Annotated in this window: 9 protein-coding genes; 5 read left to right on the plus strand and 4 right to left on the minus strand. The window is 37.1% G+C overall.

Features of this window, described 5'->3' with window-relative positions; translation table 11 throughout:
* Positions 1 to 4 precede the first annotated feature (4 nt).
* From RM51_RS04600 to RM51_RS04615, 4 genes are all read right to left on the minus strand, one after another.
* Positions 5 to 2,869, minus strand: a complete 2,865-nt coding sequence (locus tag RM51_RS04600) for a SusC/RagA family TonB-linked outer membrane protein (protein ID WP_039365615.1) — start codon at positions 2,867 to 2,869, stop codon at positions 5 to 7.
* A 96-nt stretch (positions 2,870 to 2,965) separates the two neighbouring features.
* Positions 2,966 to 4,294 (minus strand): xylose isomerase, encoded by a 1,329-nt coding sequence (gene xylA, locus RM51_RS04605; protein ID WP_039365617.1) that lies wholly within the window; start codon positions 4,292 to 4,294, stop codon positions 2,966 to 2,968.
* A gap of 114 nt (positions 4,295 to 4,408) precedes the next feature.
* Entirely contained in the window at positions 4,409 to 5,887 is a 1,479-nt protein-coding gene (locus tag RM51_RS04610; RefSeq protein WP_039365619.1) for a xylulokinase, read from the minus strand.
* A gap of 16 nt (positions 5,888 to 5,903) precedes the next feature.
* A complete protein-coding gene (locus RM51_RS04615; protein ID WP_052194093.1) occupies positions 5,904 to 6,620 on the minus strand; it encodes an NUDIX hydrolase in 717 nt (238 codons plus the stop codon).
* 1,105 nt (positions 6,621 to 7,725) lie between these two features.
* Between RM51_RS04615 and RM51_RS04620 the strand changes: the two genes are divergently transcribed.
* Genes RM51_RS04620 through RM51_RS04640 form a run of 5 tightly spaced genes read left to right on the plus strand, consistent with a single transcriptional unit; the run spans position 7,726 to position 22,439 of the window.
* A complete protein-coding gene (locus tag RM51_RS04620; protein WP_039365623.1) occupies positions 7,726 to 14,724 on the plus strand; it encodes a type I polyketide synthase in 6,999 nt (2,332 codons plus the stop codon).
* A gap of 21 nt (positions 14,725 to 14,745) precedes the next feature.
* Positions 14,746 to 18,981 (plus strand): type I polyketide synthase, encoded by a 4,236-nt coding sequence (locus RM51_RS04625; RefSeq protein WP_039365625.1) that lies wholly within the window; start codon positions 14,746 to 14,748, stop codon positions 18,979 to 18,981.
* Positions 18,969 to 19,268, plus strand: a complete 300-nt coding sequence (locus tag RM51_RS04630) for an acyl carrier protein (protein ID WP_039365627.1) — start codon at positions 18,969 to 18,971, stop codon at positions 19,266 to 19,268. Before RM51_RS04625 ends, RM51_RS04630 begins: the two co-directional genes overlap by 13 nt.
* Complete coding sequence (locus RM51_RS04635; RefSeq protein ID WP_039365629.1) at positions 19,259 to 20,050, plus strand: alpha/beta fold hydrolase; 792 nt, start codon at positions 19,259 to 19,261, stop codon at positions 20,048 to 20,050. The genes RM51_RS04630 and RM51_RS04635 overlap by 10 nt, the downstream gene beginning before the upstream one ends.
* Positions 20,043 to 22,439 (plus strand): glycosyltransferase, encoded by a 2,397-nt coding sequence (locus tag RM51_RS04640; protein ID WP_039365631.1) that lies wholly within the window; start codon positions 20,043 to 20,045, stop codon positions 22,437 to 22,439. Before RM51_RS04635 ends, RM51_RS04640 begins: the two co-directional genes overlap by 8 nt.
* The last annotated feature ends 2 nt before the right edge of the window (positions 22,440 to 22,441 follow it).

Genomic DNA, 22,441 nt, shown 5'->3' on the forward strand with positions numbered 1-22,441 from the left:
AATTTTAGAATGTTAAATTTAAACCGAGCATATAATTTCTTAAAGATGGTGTATTGGTTCCGATCGTTAAGAATCTACTTTTATAAACATCTGAAACTGCCTGGTTTTCGTTACCATATGAGTTTGTTTCAGGATCCATACCCGTTTGCTTATGATATGGTGAATAGATTACAAATGGATTTGTAACTGTTGCATACACTCTTAGTTTAGAAATTCCTGCTTTTTTGAAAAATTCCTGAGTAAAGTTATATCCAATAGTAATCGTTCTTAATTTTACATAGGAAGCATCAAAGTATGCTAAAGTACTGCCATACTTAGGATTGTTACTACTTTCGATTCCTCCCGGTTTCGGATAATAAGCATCTGTATTTTCCGGAGTCCAATAATCTACATCTACGTTATTTCTACGACCATTCATCATATTTAAATAACTTGAATTACCATATAATGTACTAATTAGAATACCTCCGCTCTTAAATGCTCCTACAATACTAAGATCCCAATTTTTATACGCTACACGAGTATTAAATCCTCCTTGGAAGTCAGGATCTGCATTCATGATCTGCCTGTCTGATGCATTAATTGCTCTTACCGGTGAGCCGTCTGCATTATATCCGCCAGTATATAAAACTTTAATCATTCCCACATTTCCACCAGGTTCATACTGCTGAAGATAAGGATCTCCTTGCTGCCAAAGGCCAACATACTGGTAATCATAAATAGAGTTTATGGAATGCCCTACAAACCACCAGTTAGATTCATCTCTTGTTGCACCTGATGCAAGAGAAGTAATTTTATTTTTATTAGAATAAAGATTGAAACCTAAATCCCAAGAAAACCCATTTCTATTATTAAGAATAGAACCATTAAGTGATAATTCGAATCCCTTATTTTGAGTAGATCCTACATTCCCTAAATAGCTATTCGCTCCGGAAGTTGCTGGTAACTGTACATATTGTAATAAATCTTTGGTATCAGTTTTATAATATTCGAAAGTACCCGTCAATCTATTGTTGAAGAACCCAAAATCTAAACCGTAGTTCCATGTTTCAGAAAACTCCCATCCCAAATTAGAGTTTGGTAATAAAGACGTATAATATCCTAAAGCATAATCTCCCCCAAAGTTATAAGGACTTGTAGACAATTGTCCTAACGTTTGATATGGAGATACAGCCTGATTTGAGGTTTCACCGTACCCTAAACGAAGTTTTAAGGTGTTTACATATTTAGAATCTTTTAAGAAAGATTCATTGGCAATATTCCAACCTAGAGAGAAAGCATTATAAATATTCCATTTGTGTCCAGGAGCCAATACGGAAGACCCATCTCCTCTTACTGTAGCAGTAAACATGTAGCGGTTATCGAAATCATACATAACACGCCCCATCCATGACCTTAGTCCTTTTTTGTAATAAGTTTGTTTTGCAGGATCAATTTTAACTTCTCCTTCCGCCAATCCTAAATTATAAAACTGGAAAGCATCTGCAGGTATATCCAGCGCAGTAATACTTGAAGCATGATAATTGGTTTGCTCCTGTGATTGTAAAGCAACTACATTTACCTTATGTTTTCCTTCAAAAGTCCTGTCATACGTTAAAATATTCTCGTTTACCCAATGTGTCATCCAAGAATTACTTACAGTAGCAGTAGATGCTGTATTAGCCTCTGAACTAAACACCCCTTCACCTACATACTGTCCTGAATTTGATGACTTTAAGTTTAAACCTACATTTGTTCTAAACGTCAATCCTTTAATCCACGGAAATTTAAACTCTCCAAAGAAATTATTGTAAGAGCTAAAAGCCAAAGATTTATCTACCCAAGCATCTCCTAAATTTTTAACCCCCTCTCGAGTATATACATACTGAGTATCAGCAGACATTACAATCCTTTCTTTTAATGTACCATCAGCATTGTATGGGTTAGCAATAGGAGTTGCGCTTAAAGTATTATATAACGCCAAATTATTTCCTGTATTCACAGAATAGGCATTATTAGTAGTCATTCCAATACGGAAATAGCTTCCTAAATCCTGATCCAAACTTCCTCTAAGATTAAATCTTTCGAATCCTTGTGCCGGCAATACAGATTTTTCGTTATAATAACTAAATCCAAAATTGTAAGAGCTCTTCTCTGTTCCTCCGGAAATTCCAATATCATGATTGGTAATAATCCCATTCTTATATAATAAATCCTGCCAGTCCGTATTCACATCATTAGATTCATCAATTCCATACTGTGTAAACATTCCTGCATCCTGACGAAGTTTAATAAACTTTTCAGAACTCATCATCGGATATTTAGAAAACACAGTAGATAAACCTGTGTAGGTATTATAACTAAATGTGGCTTTCTGACGTTTTCTACCAGTTTTAGAAGTAATCAAAATGACTCCGTTCGCACCTCTTGACCCATAAATTGCTGTTGCAGAAGCATCTTTTAAAATATCTAGACTCTGGATATCATTAGGACTTATATCTGTAATAGATCCTGGGAAAGGAATACCATCTAATACAATTAAAGGATTGTTATCAGCGGTAAGAGATCTTGTTCCTCTAATTCTAATTTGCATCGCTGCTCCAGGTTTACTGGAGGTCTGTGCAATATCAACTCCGGCAACTCTTCCTTGTAATGCTTGACTCACGTTTGCAGAAGGAACTTCTCTCACCACATCTCCTTTTACAGAAGCTACAGATCCTGTTACCGCTTCTTTTCTCTGCTTCCCATATCCAATTAAAACAACCTCCTCAATCTTCTTCTCCTTCTCTACAGTATCTTTTTTTGTCTGGGAATAAACTATGCCTGAAGGTAACAAAGCCATCGCAAAAAACAATGCAGCCTTGTTACTACCAAAATTAAATCGGCTCATAATTATTATTTTTAAATATTAGGGTTGAATAAAAAGGCCAGTAATAATTATGATTTATAAAAAATCCTTAGTGTTTAACAGCCTTTTTATTTTTTATTAGATATACATATTCACAATAGCTTCAAACAATTCCTGTTTTCCGCTTTTTGGTTGAGGCTCTCCAATTTCATGGGCGATTCTTTGAAGATCTTCAAGCGTAAGATTTCCTTCCTCAAAAGCTTTTCCGTTACCATTATCGAAAGAAGCATAACGGTCTGTTCTTAATTTTGAATAATTAGAGTTTTCAAGAATATCTGCAGCAGCCAAAAGACCTTTTGCAAAAACATCCATTCCTGAAATATGAGAGATGAACAAATCTTCAGGATCAGTAGAGTTTCTTCTAATTTTAGCATCGAAATTTACGCCACCATTTCCTAAACCACCCGCTGGAAGAAGTACCAACCAAGCCTGAACCATGTCATAATAATCTACCGGGAACTGATCTGTATCCCAACCATTCTGGTAATCTCCCCTGTTCGCATCAATACTTCCTAAAAGTCCTGCATCTACAGCAGCCTGAAGCTCATGCTCGAAAGTGTGACCCGCTAAAGTTGCATGGTTCACTTCAATATTTAATTTAAAATCTTTATCTAATCCGTAATGTCTTAAGAAACCGATTACCGTTTCAGAATCATAATCATATTGGTGTTTTGTAGGCTCCATTGGTTTTGGTTCAATTAAGAAAGTTCCTTTAAAACCTTGCTGACGAGCATAGTCTCTTGACATTGAAAGAAAACGCGCCAAATGATCTTTTTCACGCTTCATATCAGTGTTTAGAAGGCTCATATACCCTTCTCTACCACCCCAGAAAACATAATTTTCACCTCCAAGCGCGATCGTTGCATCGATAGAATTTTTAACCTGAGTTCCTGCACAAGCCACAACATCAAAATTTGGATTGGTAGAAGCTCCGTTCATGTATCTTTCATGCGTGAAAACATTTGCAGTTCCCCATAAAAGCTTAATTCCGGTTTCCTGTTGCTTTTGTTTTGCATAATCTACAATCACCTGAAGATTTTTTTCATACTCTTTCCAATTGTTAGCAGGATCTACCAAATCGATATCATGGAAGCAATAGTAATTGAATCCCATTTTAGACATAAATTCAAAACCTGCATCCATTTTATGCATTGCTCTTGTTACCGCATCATTCCCGATATCCCAAGGATGATGAATTGTAGGTCCACCAAATGGATCGCTCCCGTTGGCGCACAAAGTATGCCACCAAGCCATTGCAAAACGTGTCCAGTCTTTCATAGGTTTTCCCATGACAATTCTTTCCGCATCATAATATCTGAAAGCTAATGGATTTCTGCTCTCTTTTCCTTCAAACTGAATTTTGTCGATACCTGTAAAAAACTCTTTTGTACCTGTTAAAGTGTTCATATATAATTGTTTTAATTTTTAATTTCTTTTAAAATTAGGGGTAAGAATCCCCTGCTCATTGATTCAAAAGAGTCAATAAGTGCAATGGAAAATTTCCGCTGTAGTTGTTTTAGATTATTTCTTTAGATGCTGTTTCCATCTTGAATAGGCTTCTAGATATTGTTCTCGTTTTTCTAACTGAGGTTCTATAACCGCAATTCTCTCAAGAGAAGCAAAAGCTTCCTTAGAATCTGCATAAAACCCGATTCCCATTCCTGCCGCTCTCGCAGCACCTACCGCTCCGTCTGTGTCATAAAGCTCAATAACAGCATTACTCACCCCGGCAAGTGATTTTCTGAAAATCGAACTTAAAAACATATTGGCATTTCCTGCACGAATGACCTGAATATCCATTCCGATATTTCTCATGATATCCATTCCGTATTCGTAAGAGAACACAATACCCTCTTGTGCAGCGCGTAGGATATCTCCTTTTGTATGGATATTGAAATTAATTCCGTGAATTGAACAGTTGGTTTCTTTATTTTCCAACACTCTTTCTGCTCCGTTTCCAAAAGGAATGATACTTAATCCTTTTGCTCCTACTGGAGAAAGTGAAGCCAAATCGTTCATATCTCCGTAAGAAGATAATGAAGTTGCAAAATTGTGCTTTAACCAAGAATTTAAAATTCCCGTTCCGTTGATGCAAAGCAAAACACCAAGTCTTGTCAGCTCTTCCGTATAATTAACGTGAGCAAAAGTATTTACCCTTGATAATTTATCGTAATCCAATTTATCTAAAACTCCATAAACAACACCTGAAGTTCCAGCTGTAGAAGCAATTTCTCCCGGGTTGAATACATTTAATGACAATGCATTATTCGGCTGATCTCCTGCTCTGTACGAAATCGGAGTTCCTTCCTTCAACCCTAATTCCTGAGCTGCCGTTGCAGAAACCGTCGCCTGAATCCCAAAAGTCGGGATAATTTCAGGGAAAAAGCTTTTTGGAATTCCATAATAATTAATTACATCTTCTGAGATACAATTATTTTTAAAATCCCAAAAAATCCCTTCTGACAAACCTTCAATGGTCATTCCTATCTCTCCGGAAAGTCTCATGGCGATATAATCTCCCGGAAGCATTATTTTATCAATCTTTTCAAAAATTTCCGGCTCGTTTTCTTTTACCCAGGCTAATTTTGAAGCAGTAAAATTCCCCGGAGAATTCAATAAATGAGACAGACATTTCTCCTCTCCAATTTCTTTGAAAGCCTTTTCACCATAAGGAACAGCGCGACTATCACACCAGATGATGGAAGGTCTTAATAAATTCTGGTCTTTATCTACCAAGATCAAACCATGCATTTGCCATGTAATCCCAATTCCTTTGATGTCTTCAGGATGAATTCCGGATTCGTGCATTACGGCTTCATGGGCAAGCTTCAGATTCGTCCACCAGTCGACAGGATTCTGCTCTGCCCAACCGGGATGAACCGCAGTGATTTTCATCTCTTTTTTAGGAGAAAATTCAGAGGCGATCACTTTTCCGCTCGATGCCTCAATGAGACATACTTTCACGGAAGAACTGCCTATATCATAGCCTAGTAAATACATAATGTAAAGAAGTAGATTATTTTATTAGTTTAGTATTGTTCTTTTTATAGATTTTAGCATCGAATTTATAATATCTTGCTGCACGATGCGATACATTGGTTTCAATCTCATCCAAGGGAACAATGTAATTGAATGAAGAAATCTTTTTATGAAAATTTTTAATATCTATATATTTTTCGCTTAGCGCGCTATACAACTGATACAATTGTCTTATTGTAAATCTTTTAGGAAGAAGTTCAAAAATAATCGAGAAGTCAGACTCTATCCACTTTCTTATTTCTACTAAAGATTCATTAATAATTTTATTATGATCAAATGGTAAAGAAGGTAGCTTGTCAATCGGACACCAATCTACCGTATTATATTTTGTACTATTGATCTTATGATCTATTTTACATAGAGAAAGATAAGCTACGGTAATAATTCTGTCAATATGATGCTTATACTCCATCCCCATCCATTTGATATCGTCCTGACTGCTTGCTCTCATCGGATCAGCAAAACATTTGAATTGCTTCAGGATCATTTTTTTTATCCCGGTCAGTTCATGAAGAACTCTTTGAGCAGCATCGTCAACATCTTCATCACTTAAAATTAAGCTTCCGGGAAGCTTTATCTGTCTTTCCTCATCAAGGTGGCGTTCTACCAGTAAAATATTCAGTCGGTTTTCGTGATCGAATCCAAAAACCACACAGTCTACCGATACATATGTATGAATAAAGTTTGAGTTCATCTGATGCGTTAACATTTACGTAACATGACAAATATAAAAATTCAACTGAATAAAAAAAATAAAATAAACACTATCTACTGCTTATCAGCAATTTACATATCTATTTTTAATGATAACTATACCATTAAAATTATGATAAGGTTATCATTATTAAAATGATATATATTTCAGAAAATATTAAAAAAGAGGTATTTATGTTAAAAAAAATTAGCAAAAAAATATTTTGAGATAATCATTAAAAATATGATAAGAAAATTCATAAATAATATCGATATTTTTTTCAACATTCTACAAAAAAGTATCATTTTACACCAAAAATGAATAAAAATAACTCAAAAAAATCACCCATTTTATATATCAAGGTACCAAATATTACAAAAAAGGAAATAGAACCTTAAAAAATTGATAAATCTTTCTCTCAAAAAAATTTCATCCATAAGAATTCGTACAGAAACTTAAAATATGTTAAAATTTTAGACCAAAAAATTATAGTATCAAATAGATGTAAAACAATCAAAATCATTGTAAAGCTTTACATCTCGCATATTTTTTAAATTAAAAACAAGTCTCAAAACATTGAAATATTTTATTTTTTATTTATATATTTGTTAACATTATCCTACTAAACGAAAAATTCTTAACCTTAAGAATCGAAATAGACTATACACGTCAACAAGTATATAGACTATTACTTCTATGTTAATAAATTATTACTAATTTATCTTTATCATTAATAATATAACATAAATATTTTCTTTCATATCAGTTATTTTACTCACTACTCTTTGAATCAAAATATCTATATTATTAAAAAATCCCCTTCTATTGACCTACAACACCAATATAATAGAAATTTAATCTTTAATCATGAATATGACCAATTAAAAAACAACTTAAAAAAACAAATACAACGCATTGAATATAAGATTATTAAATATAAATTTAACACCATGTTAAAAAATCATTACTAAATATCGTTTATCATTAGAAATATCATAAAAATTAACTACTTTTATCCCTTCATAATGAAGTATCAATATTTAGATCAAAAAATTTGGTGTTTATTTATGAATTTCCCTTCCATCATTTCAATATCAACAACACAATGAAAAACTTAACCATTATCGGATTAACTCCTTTTGAAAAACCGGACGTTAATCTTATCAGTAAACTCTATGAAGCAGGTGCATTTCCTGTTTTAAGTTTAGGACATGAGTTAGTGACCGCAGAAGAATCACTTAGTCAACTTGACAAAGCAGATATACCTTATTATGGTATTCATATTTCAAATGAAAAATTAAAATCTCTAACATTTTCGGATAAAGTCCAATTTGTAATTTTACCGATACAAATCTCGGTAAATCCTTCCTGGACTCAATCTATATTATATCAAGTTAGCAGTTTAGATGATGCCAAAAAAGCCGAGCAATCTGGCGCAAAAGGAATCATCATCAAAGGAAATGAAGCAGGAGGATTGGTAGGATACGAATCTACGTTTGTGCTGTTCCAGCGCGTGATTAAAGAAATAAAATCCATTCCTGTTTGGGTACAGGGCGGAATCGGGCTTCATACCGCTGCTGCTGCAAAGTCTCTTGGAGCTGCGGGTATTGTTTTGGATAGCCAATTGGCTTTATTCTCGGAAACTTCTGTTCCGAAAGAGATTAAAGATTTATGTTCAAAATTAAACGGGACAGAAACGAAAATCATCGCCAATCATCGTGTATTGGTAAGACCCAACTCTCCTTCTCTACCTGAAAATATTTCTGCTGAAGAACTTACCGAATATTTCACAAATCTTGATGTAAGCAAAAGCTACATTCCTATGGGACAGGATATTTCTTTAGCGATCGATCTGTATGAAGACTTTAAAAATCTGAAAAAATTAGTTTTCGGATTTAAAGAAGCCATGTACGGTCATTTAAAACAGGCAAAAGCACTTCAAATTATTGACAAAGAAAATATTTTAGCCAAAGATTTAAACTTAAAATATCCGATTGCACAAGGTCCGATGACCCGTGTGAGCGACGTTCCTGCATTTGCAAATGCGGTTGCGGAATCCGGAGCATTGCCATTCGTAGCTTTATCTTTATTAAAAGGTAATACTGCAAAATCTTTGGTATTTGATACTAAAAACTTAGCCGGAGAAAAAACTTGGGGTGTCGGAATTTTAGGATTTGCACCGCAGGAATTGAGAGATGAGCAAACTTCTTATATTTTAGAAGCGAAACCACCTGTTGTTTTAATCGCAGGAGGAAGACCTGCTCAGGCAAAAGTTTTCGAAAAAGCAGGAATTAAAACATTTTTACACGTTCCTTCTCCTGCCCTTTTAGATATTTTCTTAAAAGAAGGTGCTACGAATTTCATCTTCGAAGGTCGTGAATGCGGCGGTCACGTTGGTCCACTTTCAAGCACGGTTCTTTGGGAAAAACAAATTGAAAGAATTTTAAAAGAAGATCATCCTGAAAATATCAGTGTATTTTTTGCAGGAGGAATTCACAATGATTTTTCAACCGCTTTTGTTTCCATTATGGCCGCTCCGTTGGCAGCAAGAGGTGTAAAAGTCGGTGTATTAATCGGAACCGCTTACCTTTATACACAAGAAGCAGTTACTTGTGGCGCAATTCAGGAGGAATTTCAATTACAGGCTTTACAGGCTAAAGAAACGGTTTTGCTAGAAACCGCTCCGGGACACGAAACACGTTGTTTGGATACGGCTTTTGCTCAATATTTTAATGAAGAAAAATCTAAATTAATTGCAGCCGGAACCGACAAGAAAGAAGTTTGGGAACAGCTTGAAAAATTAAATGTTGGTCGTTTAAGAATTGCAGCAAAAGGCGTTGAACGTCAAGGAGATCAATTGGTGAATATTCCTAAAGAAGATCAACTGGATTTAGGAATGTACATGATTGGTCAGGTTGCGACAATGCAAAACAAAGTAATTTCTTTGGATGAATTACACGAAAATGTAAGCATTAATAATCAAAAATATATTCAGGAAGCTGAACTTTCAGAAGAACCTATTTCCGTAGAAAAACCTTTAGACATCGCCATTATCGGAATGGAATGTATTTTCCCTGATGCTAAAAATTTAGAGGAATACTGGAGAAATATCGTTCTTGGAAAAGACAGCGTAACCGAAGTTCCGGACGAAAGATGGAATAAAGAATTATACTATCATCCAGATTCCAACGAAGCCGATGTTTCCCATTCAAAATGGGGTGGATTTATTCCTAAAATCGATTTCGATCCATTGGCATTCGGAATTCCACCGCAATCTTTGGCAGCTATCGAGCCAACACAATTGTTGACTTTATTAGTTGCAAAACGCGCGATGGACGATGCTGGTTATGGTGAAAAACATACAAACAGAGAAAATATTTCTGTCATCATCGGTGCTGAAGGTGGTAATGATTTAGCAAACAGTTACAGTTTCCGAGGATACTACAAGCAGGTTTTCGGTGAGCTTCATGAAGAAGTAAAAGAAGCTTTTCCTCACACGACAGAAGATTCCTTCCCTGGAATTTTAGCGAATGTGATTGCAGGAAGAATTACCAACCGTTTAGATTTAGGCGGAAGAAATTATACCGTAGATGCAGCCTGTGCTTCTTCTTTGGCGGCAATTGATTTGGCTTGTCAGGAATTGGTCTTAGGTAAATCAGATATGGTTTTAGCAGGTGGCGCAGATTTACACAACGGAATCAACGATTATCTGATGTTTTCAAGTACACACGCACTTTCCAGAAAAGGAAGATGTGCAACTTTCGACAGCGAAGCAGACGGAATTGCTTTGGGTGAAGGTGTGGCAATTTTAGTATTAAAAAGATATGAAGATGCCGTAAAAGACGGCGACAGAATATATTCAGTAATAAAAGGTGTTGGTGGTTCAAGTGACGGAAAAGCCCTTGGATTGACTGCTCCGAGAAAAATCGGACAGGTTCGTGCGTTGGAAAGAGCCTACACTCAAGCCGGAATCAGCCCTGCATCTGTTGGATTGGTTGAGGCACATGGAACAGGAACTGTGGTTGGTGATAAAACGGAATTAAGCGCTTTGACGAATTTATTCAGCCGTTCAGGAGCTTTACCGGGACAGACGCATTTAGGTTCGGTTAAAACGCAGATCGGGCATACAAAATGTGCGGCTGGTTTGGCAGGTTTAATTAAGGCTTCATTGGCAGTTTATCATGGGGTAAAACCTCCGACCATTCACCTTCAACAACCGAATGCATATTACAATTCAACAACAAGTCCGTTCGCTTTCAATGCAGAAACAGGAATTTGGGCTGATAAAAATCGTTATGCGGGAATCAGTGCGTTTGGTTTTGGTGGAACAAATTTCCATACGGTTATTGCGAATCACCCTAAAGAAGACGATTCTGCGGTGTTGCAGTCTTGGCCATCGGAATTATTTGTGTTCCGTGGAGACACGTATGATGAGGCTAAAATTCAATTAAATCAGATTAAATCTTTACTTGAAGTTAATGACAGTATTGCTTTAAAAGATATCGCTTACAGTTTAGCGACAAGTTCAGAAAAACAGGTTCAGTTGAGCATCGTTGCAGATACAGCCGAACATTTAATGATGAACATCGAGTTAGCATTATCAGGAATTGAAAGCAAAGACACGTTCACCGTTAATAAAAAAGAAGGAAAAGTAGCATTTTTATTCCCAGGACAAGGCAGTCAACGTATCAACATGGCACGTGATTTATTCGTTGCCTTCCCTGAAATGCGAAAATTAATCGACTCTTACCCTAAATTGGAAAAAGTAATTTTCCCTTCAAAAACTTTTAATGAAGTTAATTTAAAACAGCAAAAAGAAACAATAAAAGATACTCGCTTAGCACAACCACTTTTAGGTATTGTAGATTTAGCATTGGCTAAATTCTTACAATCCATCGGAATCGTTCCCGATATGTTGGCGGGTCACAGCTACGGAGAATTACCGGCATTGTGTTTCGCTGGCGTTTTCGGAGAAGAAAAACTGGTTGATTTAAGTATTCAAAGAGCAAAATCAATCTTAAATTCTGTTGAAGGCGGCGATCCGGGTTCTATGATTGCAGTAAGTGCAACGAAAGAAAACTTACAGCCAATTTTAGCACAGGTTGAAGGTTGCTATCCTGTAAATTACAACGCTCCGACTCAATGTGTTGTAGCGGGAAGTACGGAAGCGATCAACAAATTAATGGAAGTCTTAAAACAGGAAAGAATTTCAGCGAAAAAACTGGAAGTTGCCTGTGCCTTCCACAGTCCGTTGTTGGCTAAATCTAAAGGTTTATATCAAACTGTTTTAGAGAATGTTCCTTTCAACGAGATGCAGATTCCAGTTTGGTCAAATACGACGGCAGAAATCTATCCTACAAATGTTTCAGACATCAAAGAAAGATTAACAGACCATTTGGTACAACCTGTAAGATTCGTGGAAGAACTTCAGGCGATGTACAACGATGGCGCAAGAATTTTCATCGAGGTAGGTCCCGGAAAAGTATTGACAGGACTAACAAAATCTTGCCTGGAAAAAGACCAGTTGACGTTATTTGTTGAAGATAATAACACCAATAAATTAACGCATCTTCTTTCAACGCTTGCTCAATATTTGGGAACAGGCCGAAGCTTTAATATTGCTAAACTTTTCGACGGTCGAAATGCAAAATCCATTCAAATCGATCAGCCAGAATTATACAAGAAAAGTCCTGCCATCTGGCGCGTGAACGGACAAGCAGCTCATCCAACGACAGGTTCACTCCCTGTTAATGGTGCATTACCAATCATAAATCCACTTCAAATGAACAATTTTACTCAAAATACACAAACTCCTGTAGCTGAAAATCAGACGAATGCAGAACGTATGTTGCAGGAATATTTAAATAGCATGAAAATGATGATTCAGGCGCAACGTGATGTGATGCTTTCCTTCTTGGGACAGAATCCACAGGTTCATCAAGCTCCTGTTTATCAAGCTCCGATTCAAAATATTCCGACTCAGAATATCCCAGTTCAAGAGATTTTTCCATCAACGAACAGCATTAGCCAAGCAACAATTACTGTTTCTGCAAAACAGGCTCCGACAAAGGATATTAAAACACTATTGCTGCAAGTTGTAAGCGATAAAACGGGTTATCCTCACGAAATGTTGGGTATGGAAATGGATTTGGAAGCAGATTTAAGCATCGATTCCATTAAAAGAGTTGAAATTATTGGTACTCTGAAAGCTGAATTAGGCTCTTTCTCTTCGAACACAGCGAATGAAGATACCATCATGGAACAGTTAGCTGGAATTAAAACACTAAATGGGTTAGTTTCTTGGTTAACAGAATATTCAGGCGCTTCAAATACAACAGAAAAAGTTGGAGTTATAGAAACTCAGCCTTCAACTCCTCAAGCTCAGACTGGTTTTTCTCTTGAAGAACTTCAAACGGCAATTTTAAATATTGTAAGCGATAAAACGGGTTATCCTAAAGAAATGTTAGGTTTAGACCTTGATTTAGAAGCAGATTTAAGCATCGATTCCATCAAACGTATGGAAATTATCGGTGATTTAAAAACAAAAATCGGTTTCGGTGGCGACATGGAACAAGCGGATGATTTAATGGAGAAATTAGCTGCCATTAAAACACTAAACGGATTAGCTTCTTGGATTCACGAAATGAGCGGAAACACTCCTTCTGAACCAGAGCAAAGCGCATTATCTCGTCTTCGTTTTGATTTGACTCCAACTGATATTTCTTTAACTGAAAACACAGAAATTCTTCACGGAAAACGTTTTGCCATTACTCAAAATGACAGCAATCAGACTTTAGCCATTAAAAATGAGCTTGAAAAACATGGTGCGATTGCAGAATTAATTGATTCTGCTCAAGATTTAACCAATTTTGATGGATTAATTATTCTTGATCTATTCTCATCTTCCGCCAATCACAACATCATCGATCATGTTGATTTAATCAAAAAAATGGATCTTGATAAAGCAAAATGGATTTATCTGATTTCCGATATTCCGGCTCACGTTCAGGAATTGACGGACACTACCCTTTTGCGTCATTACAAAGGACATCCGGGACTTTTCAAAAGCCTTGCTCGTGAGTTTGAACAGACGAATTGCAGATTAATCAGCTTAACATCCCCTCAACAAATCGAGCAGATCGCTGAAATTACTTTAAAGGAAATCTTAACGAAAGATAAACCTGCAGAAGTTATTTATAAAAATGATAAAAGACATAAAGTAGATATCATTCCGTCGCCTTTGTCAACAGGTTTAAGTGAAGCTCAAATTCAACTGGATACAAATTCCGTTGTATTGGTTCTTGGTGGCGCTCAAGGAATTACTTCCGAATTGGTAAAACATATGTCACAGGCTTATCCTTGTACTTACGTTTTGGTTGGAAGATCTGCAGATCCAAGAAATCAGGCGACAAATAGTGAATTAGAAGCATTTAAAACGAAGGAAGAAATAAGAGCATATCTCATCAAATCCGGAACATTCACTTCGCCTTCTGAGATTGAAAAAGAAACGATAAAAGTTTATAAAAATAATCAGATTCTACGTACCATCCGTGATATGGAGCAATTGGGAAATACGATCGTTTATAAATCGTTAGACCTTTGTGATGAAAATGGTTTATCTGAATTAATCAACAATATTTACGAAAAGTATAATCGTTTAGACGGAGTTATTCACGGTGCAGGATTGTTGGAAGATAAATTATTCAAGCAAAAAACAACAAGCTCTTTCGGACGTGTTTTCGATACTAAAGTAAAACCGCTTCGTGTTTTGGCAGAACAGCTTCGCACGGATTGTCAGTTTGTGGTATTGTTCTCAAGCATCGCTTCGGTGTATGGAAATAAAGGTCAAACCGATTACGCCGCCGCAAACTCTGTTTTGGATGATTATGCGAATGCTTTAAATAAAAAATTAAAAGGAAAAGTAATTTCCATCAACTGGGGGCCTTGGAAAGGAGCCGGAATGGTTTCTCCAACCTTGGAAACAGAATATGAAAGAAGAGGAATCTCTTTAATTCCATTGGATCAAGGGAAGGAAATTTTCCTTAACGAAATAAAATACGGAACTGAAAGTCAGGTATTAATCATGTCTGGAAGTAACTGGTAATCTCTGTTTTAAATTTAATTTATGAAAAAAACAGATGTTGCAATAATTGGTTTGTCTTGTGTCTTTCCGGGGGCACAAGATGCCAACACTTTTTGGCAGAATATTGTCAATAAAGTAGATTCTACCCAACTGGCTCCAGCCGACCGAATCGATCCTGTTCATTTCAGTGACAGCACGAATCCGGTTGACCGTTTTTATTGTCAGCGCGGTGGATTTATCCCCGATTATGAATTCGATCCAACTGCTTTCGGAATTTTACCATTGGCGGTTGAAGGAACTGAACCCGATCATTTATTAACCTTAGATTTAGTTCAAAAAGCCTTAGAGGATGCCGGAATTTTCCAGAAAAATATTTCGCTGGAAAAAACAGGAATCATCATTGGAAAAGGAAATTACACAGGACCAGGTGCAACTCGTGCCATCGAAATTGTAAGAACAGGAGAGCAAATTTCTTCTTTATTAAAAGAATTATTACCCGAAGTTTCTTCCGCTGATATTGAAAAAGTAAAACACGCTTTTCAGGGAAAAAAAGGACGTTTTGCAGCCGATACAGCAATGGGATTAATCCCAAACTTGGTGGCTTCATTAGTAGCGAATCGTTTTAATCTTGGAGGTGCAGCTTTTACTGTTGATGCTGCTTGTGCAAGTGCTTTACTAGCAGTCGATCACGCTGTTCAGGAACTTCAGAGAGGTCGTTCTGATATTATGATTGCAGGTGGTGTTCACACCGGACAAAACGCAGCGTTCTGGAGTATTTTTGCTCAGTTGGGTGCAATGTCTCGTCAACAACAAATCAAGCCTTTCAGTAATGATGCAGATGGATTATTGATTGGCGAAGGTTGCGGATTTGTAGTCTTAAAAAGATTAGAAGATGCCGTTCGTGATCAGGATAAAATTTATGCAGTCATTAAAGGTGTCGGAATCAGCAGTGACGGAAACGGAACCAGTGTGATGAGCCCTTCTGTAAAAGGACAATTAAAAGCTTTGCAACAAGCTTGGACAAATGCAGATTTAGATGAAAATCAAATCGGTTATATCGAAGCTCACGGAACGGGAACTCCGCTTGGTGACAAGACGGAATTGCAGACTTTAGCTCAGTTTTTCGGAAAAGAAGAAGGTACTAAGATTGCAGGAATCGGCTCTGTAAAATCAAATATTGGTCATGCGATGCCTGCTGCGGGAATTGCTGGTTTAATTAAAACCTGTTTGGCTCTGCATCACGATACATTACCACCGACTTTATACTGCGAAAATCCGACTTCGGAAATGCAGAACACCAGATTCGAACCTGTTCAGGAAGCAAAAAACTGGTCGAAAACAGGTTTACCAAAAGTAGCGGCGGTGAATGCTTTCGGATTCGGAGGAATCAATGCGCACGTGGTATTGGAAGGCTATGATATGCCTAAAAAAGACAAGGTTTTAATCTTGGCAAGACCAACACATGAAGAATTATTAAACGCGTTACAAAATAACGAAAAGGCGGTTGGCGAAGGAAATTTCCGTGTGGCGATTTTCGAACCGACTCCTGCGAGAATTGAAAAAGCGACTAAAATTGTTGCTAAAAATAATCCATGGAGAAATAAACAGGATATTTGGTACACCAACACTCCCCTTTTACAAAACGAAGAAAAAGTAGCTTTCGTATTTCCAGGATTAGATGGATTGGCGAAAGGCGAAGTTGAAAGTGTAAGCCGTTATTTCAACATCAATGCACCGATTGAAACAGAAGGTGAAGGATTGTTAAATGACGCTTTAAATATCTTCAACAACTGCAGTATTCTCGATAATTCATTGAAAAAACTAGGAATTATTCCCGATATGAATGCAGGTCACAGTTTGGGAGAATGGCTCGCAGGCTACTCTTCTGAATTGGCGGAAGTAAATTCTGTAAAAGCTCTCATTGATGTTTTAAATCCCGAAACTTTTGAATTAAAAGATTCTAAATTCATCGCCATCGGAGCAGGAATTGAAACCATTAAACCTATCATTGAAGAGATTCCGAACGTTTATATTTCTAATGACAACTGTCCAAATCAGGTGATTCTTTGCGGAAGTAATTCGGCTTTGGATGAATTGGTTCCCGTTTTAAAATCAAAACAGATCTTTCATCAGATATTACCCTTCCAATCAGGATTTCACTCGCCTTTTATCGCTGATAAATTAGATGTGATTTTAGCAGGAATGGAAAAGGCACAGTTTCAACAGACGAAAATTCCGTTATGGTCGGCAACGACTTTGGAACCTTATCCGGCTGATCAGGAATCTATCCGAAAACTGAGTGCGGAACATCTTGTGGAACCCGTTCGTTTCCGTGAATTGACGGACAAATTATACGAAGAAGGCGCAAGATTTTTCATTCAGGTCGGAACCGGAGGTTTGATCGGATTTATTGATGATACGTTGAAAGGAAAAGCATTCAGCACGATTGCTTCCAGCGTTGCGACACGTTCTGCATTAGCTCAATTCCAAAGAGTTGTTGCGGCGTTATTCGTGGAAGGAAAAACAGTTGCACTGGACTTTTTAGATATTCAAAATCAAACCAAAAAATCATCCGGAAAAGGCATTAAACTAGAATTAGGTTCGCCAATTATCCGTGATTTTAAGGAAATTCAACATTTAGCAAAATCAATTGATACATCGAAGCCGAAAGTTTCTGCAACCGTTGCAAAAACAGGACATCCTTTGGTTCAGGCATTTCAGGATAATATTTCGGATATGATTAAAATGCAGGAAGAGGTTCTAACTTTATTTCAAGATCGTCCGAAAGTTTCAGTTCCGAATGTTGTATTGCCAAAAGTTCAGGCTCCGATAAGCAAGAATTTTGAAAAAACATTGTATGTAACGTTGGAAACCCACCCCTACCTTATCGATCACAGCTTATTGAGACAGCCAAAAGGCTGGACGGAAGTTGCCGATATGGAACCCGTGATTCCTATGACGATGATTTTCGAACAACTCGCTGAAATTGCTCAAGCAGAAATTGAAGGAAGCCAGGTTCATAAAATCATGAATGTAAGCGTTTTTCAATGGATGAATGTCGCAAAACCTTTCGAAAAAACTGTAAAAGGAGAATGGAAATCTACAAACCACGCTTATTTAGATATTAAAAATTTTGCGAATGCTGAAGTTTTATTAACCTCAACTGCAAGACCGAATCCAACCTTTAATCTTTCTATCGGCGAAATATTACCCATTGAGAGAACTCCCGAGGAAATCTACGAAATGCACATGTTTCACGGTGAAAAATATCAGGGAATTACAGAAGTTTCAAAGGTCGGAACGAAAGGAATTATCGGAAAAATAAAAGGAAATGGTGGAAAAGGTTCATTGTTGGATAATGCAGGTCAGTTATTCGGGCTTTGGTTACAATTAACTTTAACGAAAGACAGAATTGCCTTCCCTGTAAAAATCAAAGACATTGAATTTTTCGGAGATTTACAGGATCAGGATGGTATTTTCGAATGTACCTGCAGTCTGACTGAAATGAATGACGAATTTGCGATCGGAGATATTCTTTTAACTAAAAACGGAAAAGTCTGGTGCAAAATTTCAGGGTGGCAAAACCGCCGTCTCGAAATCGATGCTGCGCTTTGGAATGTTTCGATGTCGCCTTTGCACAACCGTCTTTCGGAAGAAATTGCTCCCGAAGTATTTTTCTTCCATCAGGCGTATTCAAGGGTTGCTTCTTGGGATTTTATTCTGAAAAGATATTTCAATCAGACCGAAAAACAACATCACCAAACTTTGCTTCCTAACAAGAGAAAAAGCTATATGGTAAGTCGCGTTGCGGTAAAAGATGCGGTGAGAAATCTTCTTAAAAAAGAAAAAAATCATCCTTGCTTCCCGATTACTTTTGAAGTTGGCAAAGATGAGGTTGGAAAACCTTTCTTAATCGGAGATTCCACGCAAGACATTCACATTTCTTTAGCGCATAAAGGAAAAGATGCGGTTGGAATTGCAAAAAGTGGAAAACCAGTCGGAATCGATATGGAAATCATGGAAGAAAGAAGCTCAGGATTCTACGATTTGGTCTTTACCGATAACGAATTAGCTTTATTAAAAGGCAAAGATCAGGCAGAATGGACAACAAAATTCTGGGTAGCCAAAGAAGCCTACGGAAAATTCGTCGGAACAGGACTTAAAGGAAACCCGAAAAACTTCGCAGTCGAGAAAATAACAGAAGATTCTTTATGGATCAATCAAACAGAAATCAAAACAATTAAACATAAAAATTATATCATAGGATGGACACTATAAACACTACAGCAAAATTAAATCACGAAGAATTATTCACTCTTTTAAAAGGTTTTATCACAGAAGTTATCGGTGAAGAATTTGTAGAGGAAATGGACATTACACCGGAAAGTTCTTTCACTAAAGATTTGGAAATGGACAGCATCGAAATCGTTTCTTTTTCAGAAAAAATCAAAGCTCATTTTGGCGACCAGATCGACTTTACGGGATGGTTGTCTTCAATGGATCTGGACGAGCTGATCAACCTAGATTTAAGTATGATTATCAATTACATCTACGAATGCCAATAATCTCTGTTAACGACAAAAAGGTTCATATTCAGGAACTCAACAAAGGGGCTGAACAAACTGTGGTGCTGATCCACGGTATGTTCAGCAACCTGTCTATTTATTATTTTAATATTGCTCCGATTCTGGCAAAACACTTCCATGTGGTGATGTATGATTTGAAAAGTCACGGCATGAGCGAGCGTTTTACAGACGGTTACGATCTGGAAAATATGTCTTCCGATGTTTTAGCGTTGATGGATATTTTACATATTGAAAAAGCACATCTTGTCGGTTACAGTTTCGGAGGATTGATTTCTTTAAAAACCGCTTTAAAATCTCCCAATCGCATCGAGCAACTTGTTGTTATTGAAGCTCCCGATCCGCAGGACGAAAAAGCGAGAAATATTATTGATGAGTACAGCAAAGAGTTTTTGGAGCATTATGTAGCCAATTTTACCGACACCACCAAAGTACAGATGGGCAAAAGACAGATGGAAAAAAACCACAGAATGTATGAATTTCTGTTTAATCAGACCAGCATTAAAGCGGATATGATTAAAGAAAAACATTTCCTGAGCGAAGTTGATTTTTCTGAATTAAAACCTTCGACAATGCTGATGTATGGCAAAGATTCCAACTGCAGACCGACAGGAGAATGGCTGAGTACTCAAATCGAAAATTCTGAAATACAATTAATTCAGGGAGATCACAACATCCCGATTCAGGAACCTGTTTTGATTGCGGAAACTATCACCCATTTTTTATCAAAATCATTAAAAACCTTATCACAAAACCATGGCTAAATTTGTATTTATAGTTCCACCTTTAACTGGTCATGTCAATCCCACATTAAGCATCGGTGCTACTCTTCTGGAAAGAGGACACCAAGTTGCATGGATAAGCCTCGACCAACAATTACAACATAAACTTCCGGAAGGCGGAGAATTATTATTGATTCAGTACGACCAGACCGACGAAGAAAAAAGAGAAAGCGAAAACTATCTCGATATTATTTCTAAAAAAGTGGTTTACGGAATCGACAGCATCAAATTTCTGTACGAAGATGTGCTGATTCCTCTAAACAGACATTGCTATAACGGAATTATTCCTTTATTAAAAGAATATCAACCCGATTTAGTGATTGGTGACCATCAATTATTTGCCGCTTCTATTGCTGCGAAAAAATTAGGATTGCCTTATGCTACGACAGTGACCGCTCCTGCTGCAATTAAAATCATGAGTGAACTTCCGAAAGTTCATGAATGGGAAGAAAAACAAATCATCGCATTACAGCAGGAATTAGGCGTTGAAGAAAACCACGCATTAGATTGTTCGGATTTATTGACGCTGGTTTTAACCTCCCAATATTTCTTTGGTGAAATGGATTTGGAATCGAATTTCCAATTCACAGGTCCTGTTCTTACGGAACGCCGTGTTTCTTCTGATTTTGATTGGGATAAATTCAATGCTAATTCAAACAAAAAGATTCTGGTAAGCATCGGAACGACTTTCGATCACGAGCATAAAAAAGCATTTTTCCAAAAGGTTGTTGATGCTTTTAAAGATGAAAACTTAACGGTTGCTGTGGTTTCAGACCCTCAACTTTTTGAAGAATGGCCGGAAAATTTTATGGTCTATCAACAAATTCCTCAGTTGGATTTACTACCTCATCTTGACGGTGTAGTTTCTCACGGCGGTCATAATACGGTTTCCGAAACGTTGTCAAACGGTTTGCCGTTGGTGGTGATTCCGATTGCGTATGATCAGTCGCATGTTGCGGGACGTGTTGTGCGTACCGGAGCGGGTGAACGTCTGAATTTTAACAGATTTAAAGCCCATCATTTAAACGAAGCCGTACAAAATATTTTAACCAATCCTGAATACAAAAAAGCTGCAGAAATTGTTCGTGAATCTTTCGTTGAAGCAGGAGGAAGCGCAACTGCAGCCAATTTATTAGAAAACGCCATTTCAAATTCAACTATGGGAAAACCGAAGTCTAAATTTTTATTTGTTGTTCCTCCGTTTTTTGGACATATCAGTCCAACTTTAAGCGTTGGAGCGAGTTTAATTGCCCGTGGTCACGAAGTAAAATGGTTCGGAATTACGCCTTTAGACAACAAACATATTCCGGAAGGCGGAAGTTATTTTTATCCAGAAAAGGATTTAATTCCATATCAGGAGGAAATTGCTAAAATTTTAAAAAGACAGGATGATGGTCCCGCCTGTTCAGGGCCTGAAGTGATGAAACTGGCTTTGGAAGAAACCTACGTTCCTTTCGCAAAAATGATGATGCCCGGTTTGGAAACACTAACTAAAGAATGGCAACCCGATGTTATTGTGAACGATTGTATTACTTTTGGAGGAGCGCTTTTTGCTCATAAAAATAATATCCCATGTGTGACAACAACGCCTGTTCCACCCGATGTAATGGGCGATACAGAAAACAGTGCCCCGAAAATCTTTGAATGGCAGCAGAATTTAATTAAAACTCTTCAAAAAGAAGTTGGAATTGAAGATGACGGAATCTTCATTCATTCTCATCATTTGAATTTAATTTTTACCTCACAAAAATTTGCTGATTTTGATGAGGTTCCCAGTCACATGAAATTTGTTGGGCCTGTGAAAGGAAGGCCAAATCCTGCACCTTTTGACTGGGATAAACTGAATGCTTCGACAACACCGAAAATATTTGTTTCATTAGGTACATTATTGGTAGACATCCGAAAAGCATTTTTCGAAAAAGTAATTGCCGCATTTGCAGATCAGCCTGTAACAGTAATTGCCACTACTCCACCGGAAATTTTTGAGGAATGGCCTTCGAACTTTATTGTGAGCAGTTTTGTACCTCAATCTGCGTTGATGCCGCATATGGATGCCGTGATTTGTCATGGTGGTTTTAACACCGTAAATGATACCTTCACCAACGGATTGCCGATGTTGATTACACCCATCGCTTACGACCATTTTCATATTGCAAAACTGATTGAAAAAGCAGGTTGCGGAATCAGCATCCGATATAAAAGACTGCGTGTTGATGCACTTCGCGAAACGGTTTTTGAATTATTGGAAAATCCAACGTATAGAAATGCAGCGAAAGAAGTTCAATCGAGCTTAATTAATGCCGGAGGAAATGATCGTGCGGTAGAATTGCTTGAAAATTTTGTTGAACAATCCACTTTAGTTCCCGTGTAAGC

Origin of the sequence: Chryseobacterium taiwanense (assembly GCF_000813825.1) — a bacterium.
Taxonomy (GTDB): domain Bacteria; phylum Bacteroidota; class Bacteroidia; order Flavobacteriales; family Weeksellaceae; genus Chryseobacterium; species Chryseobacterium taiwanense.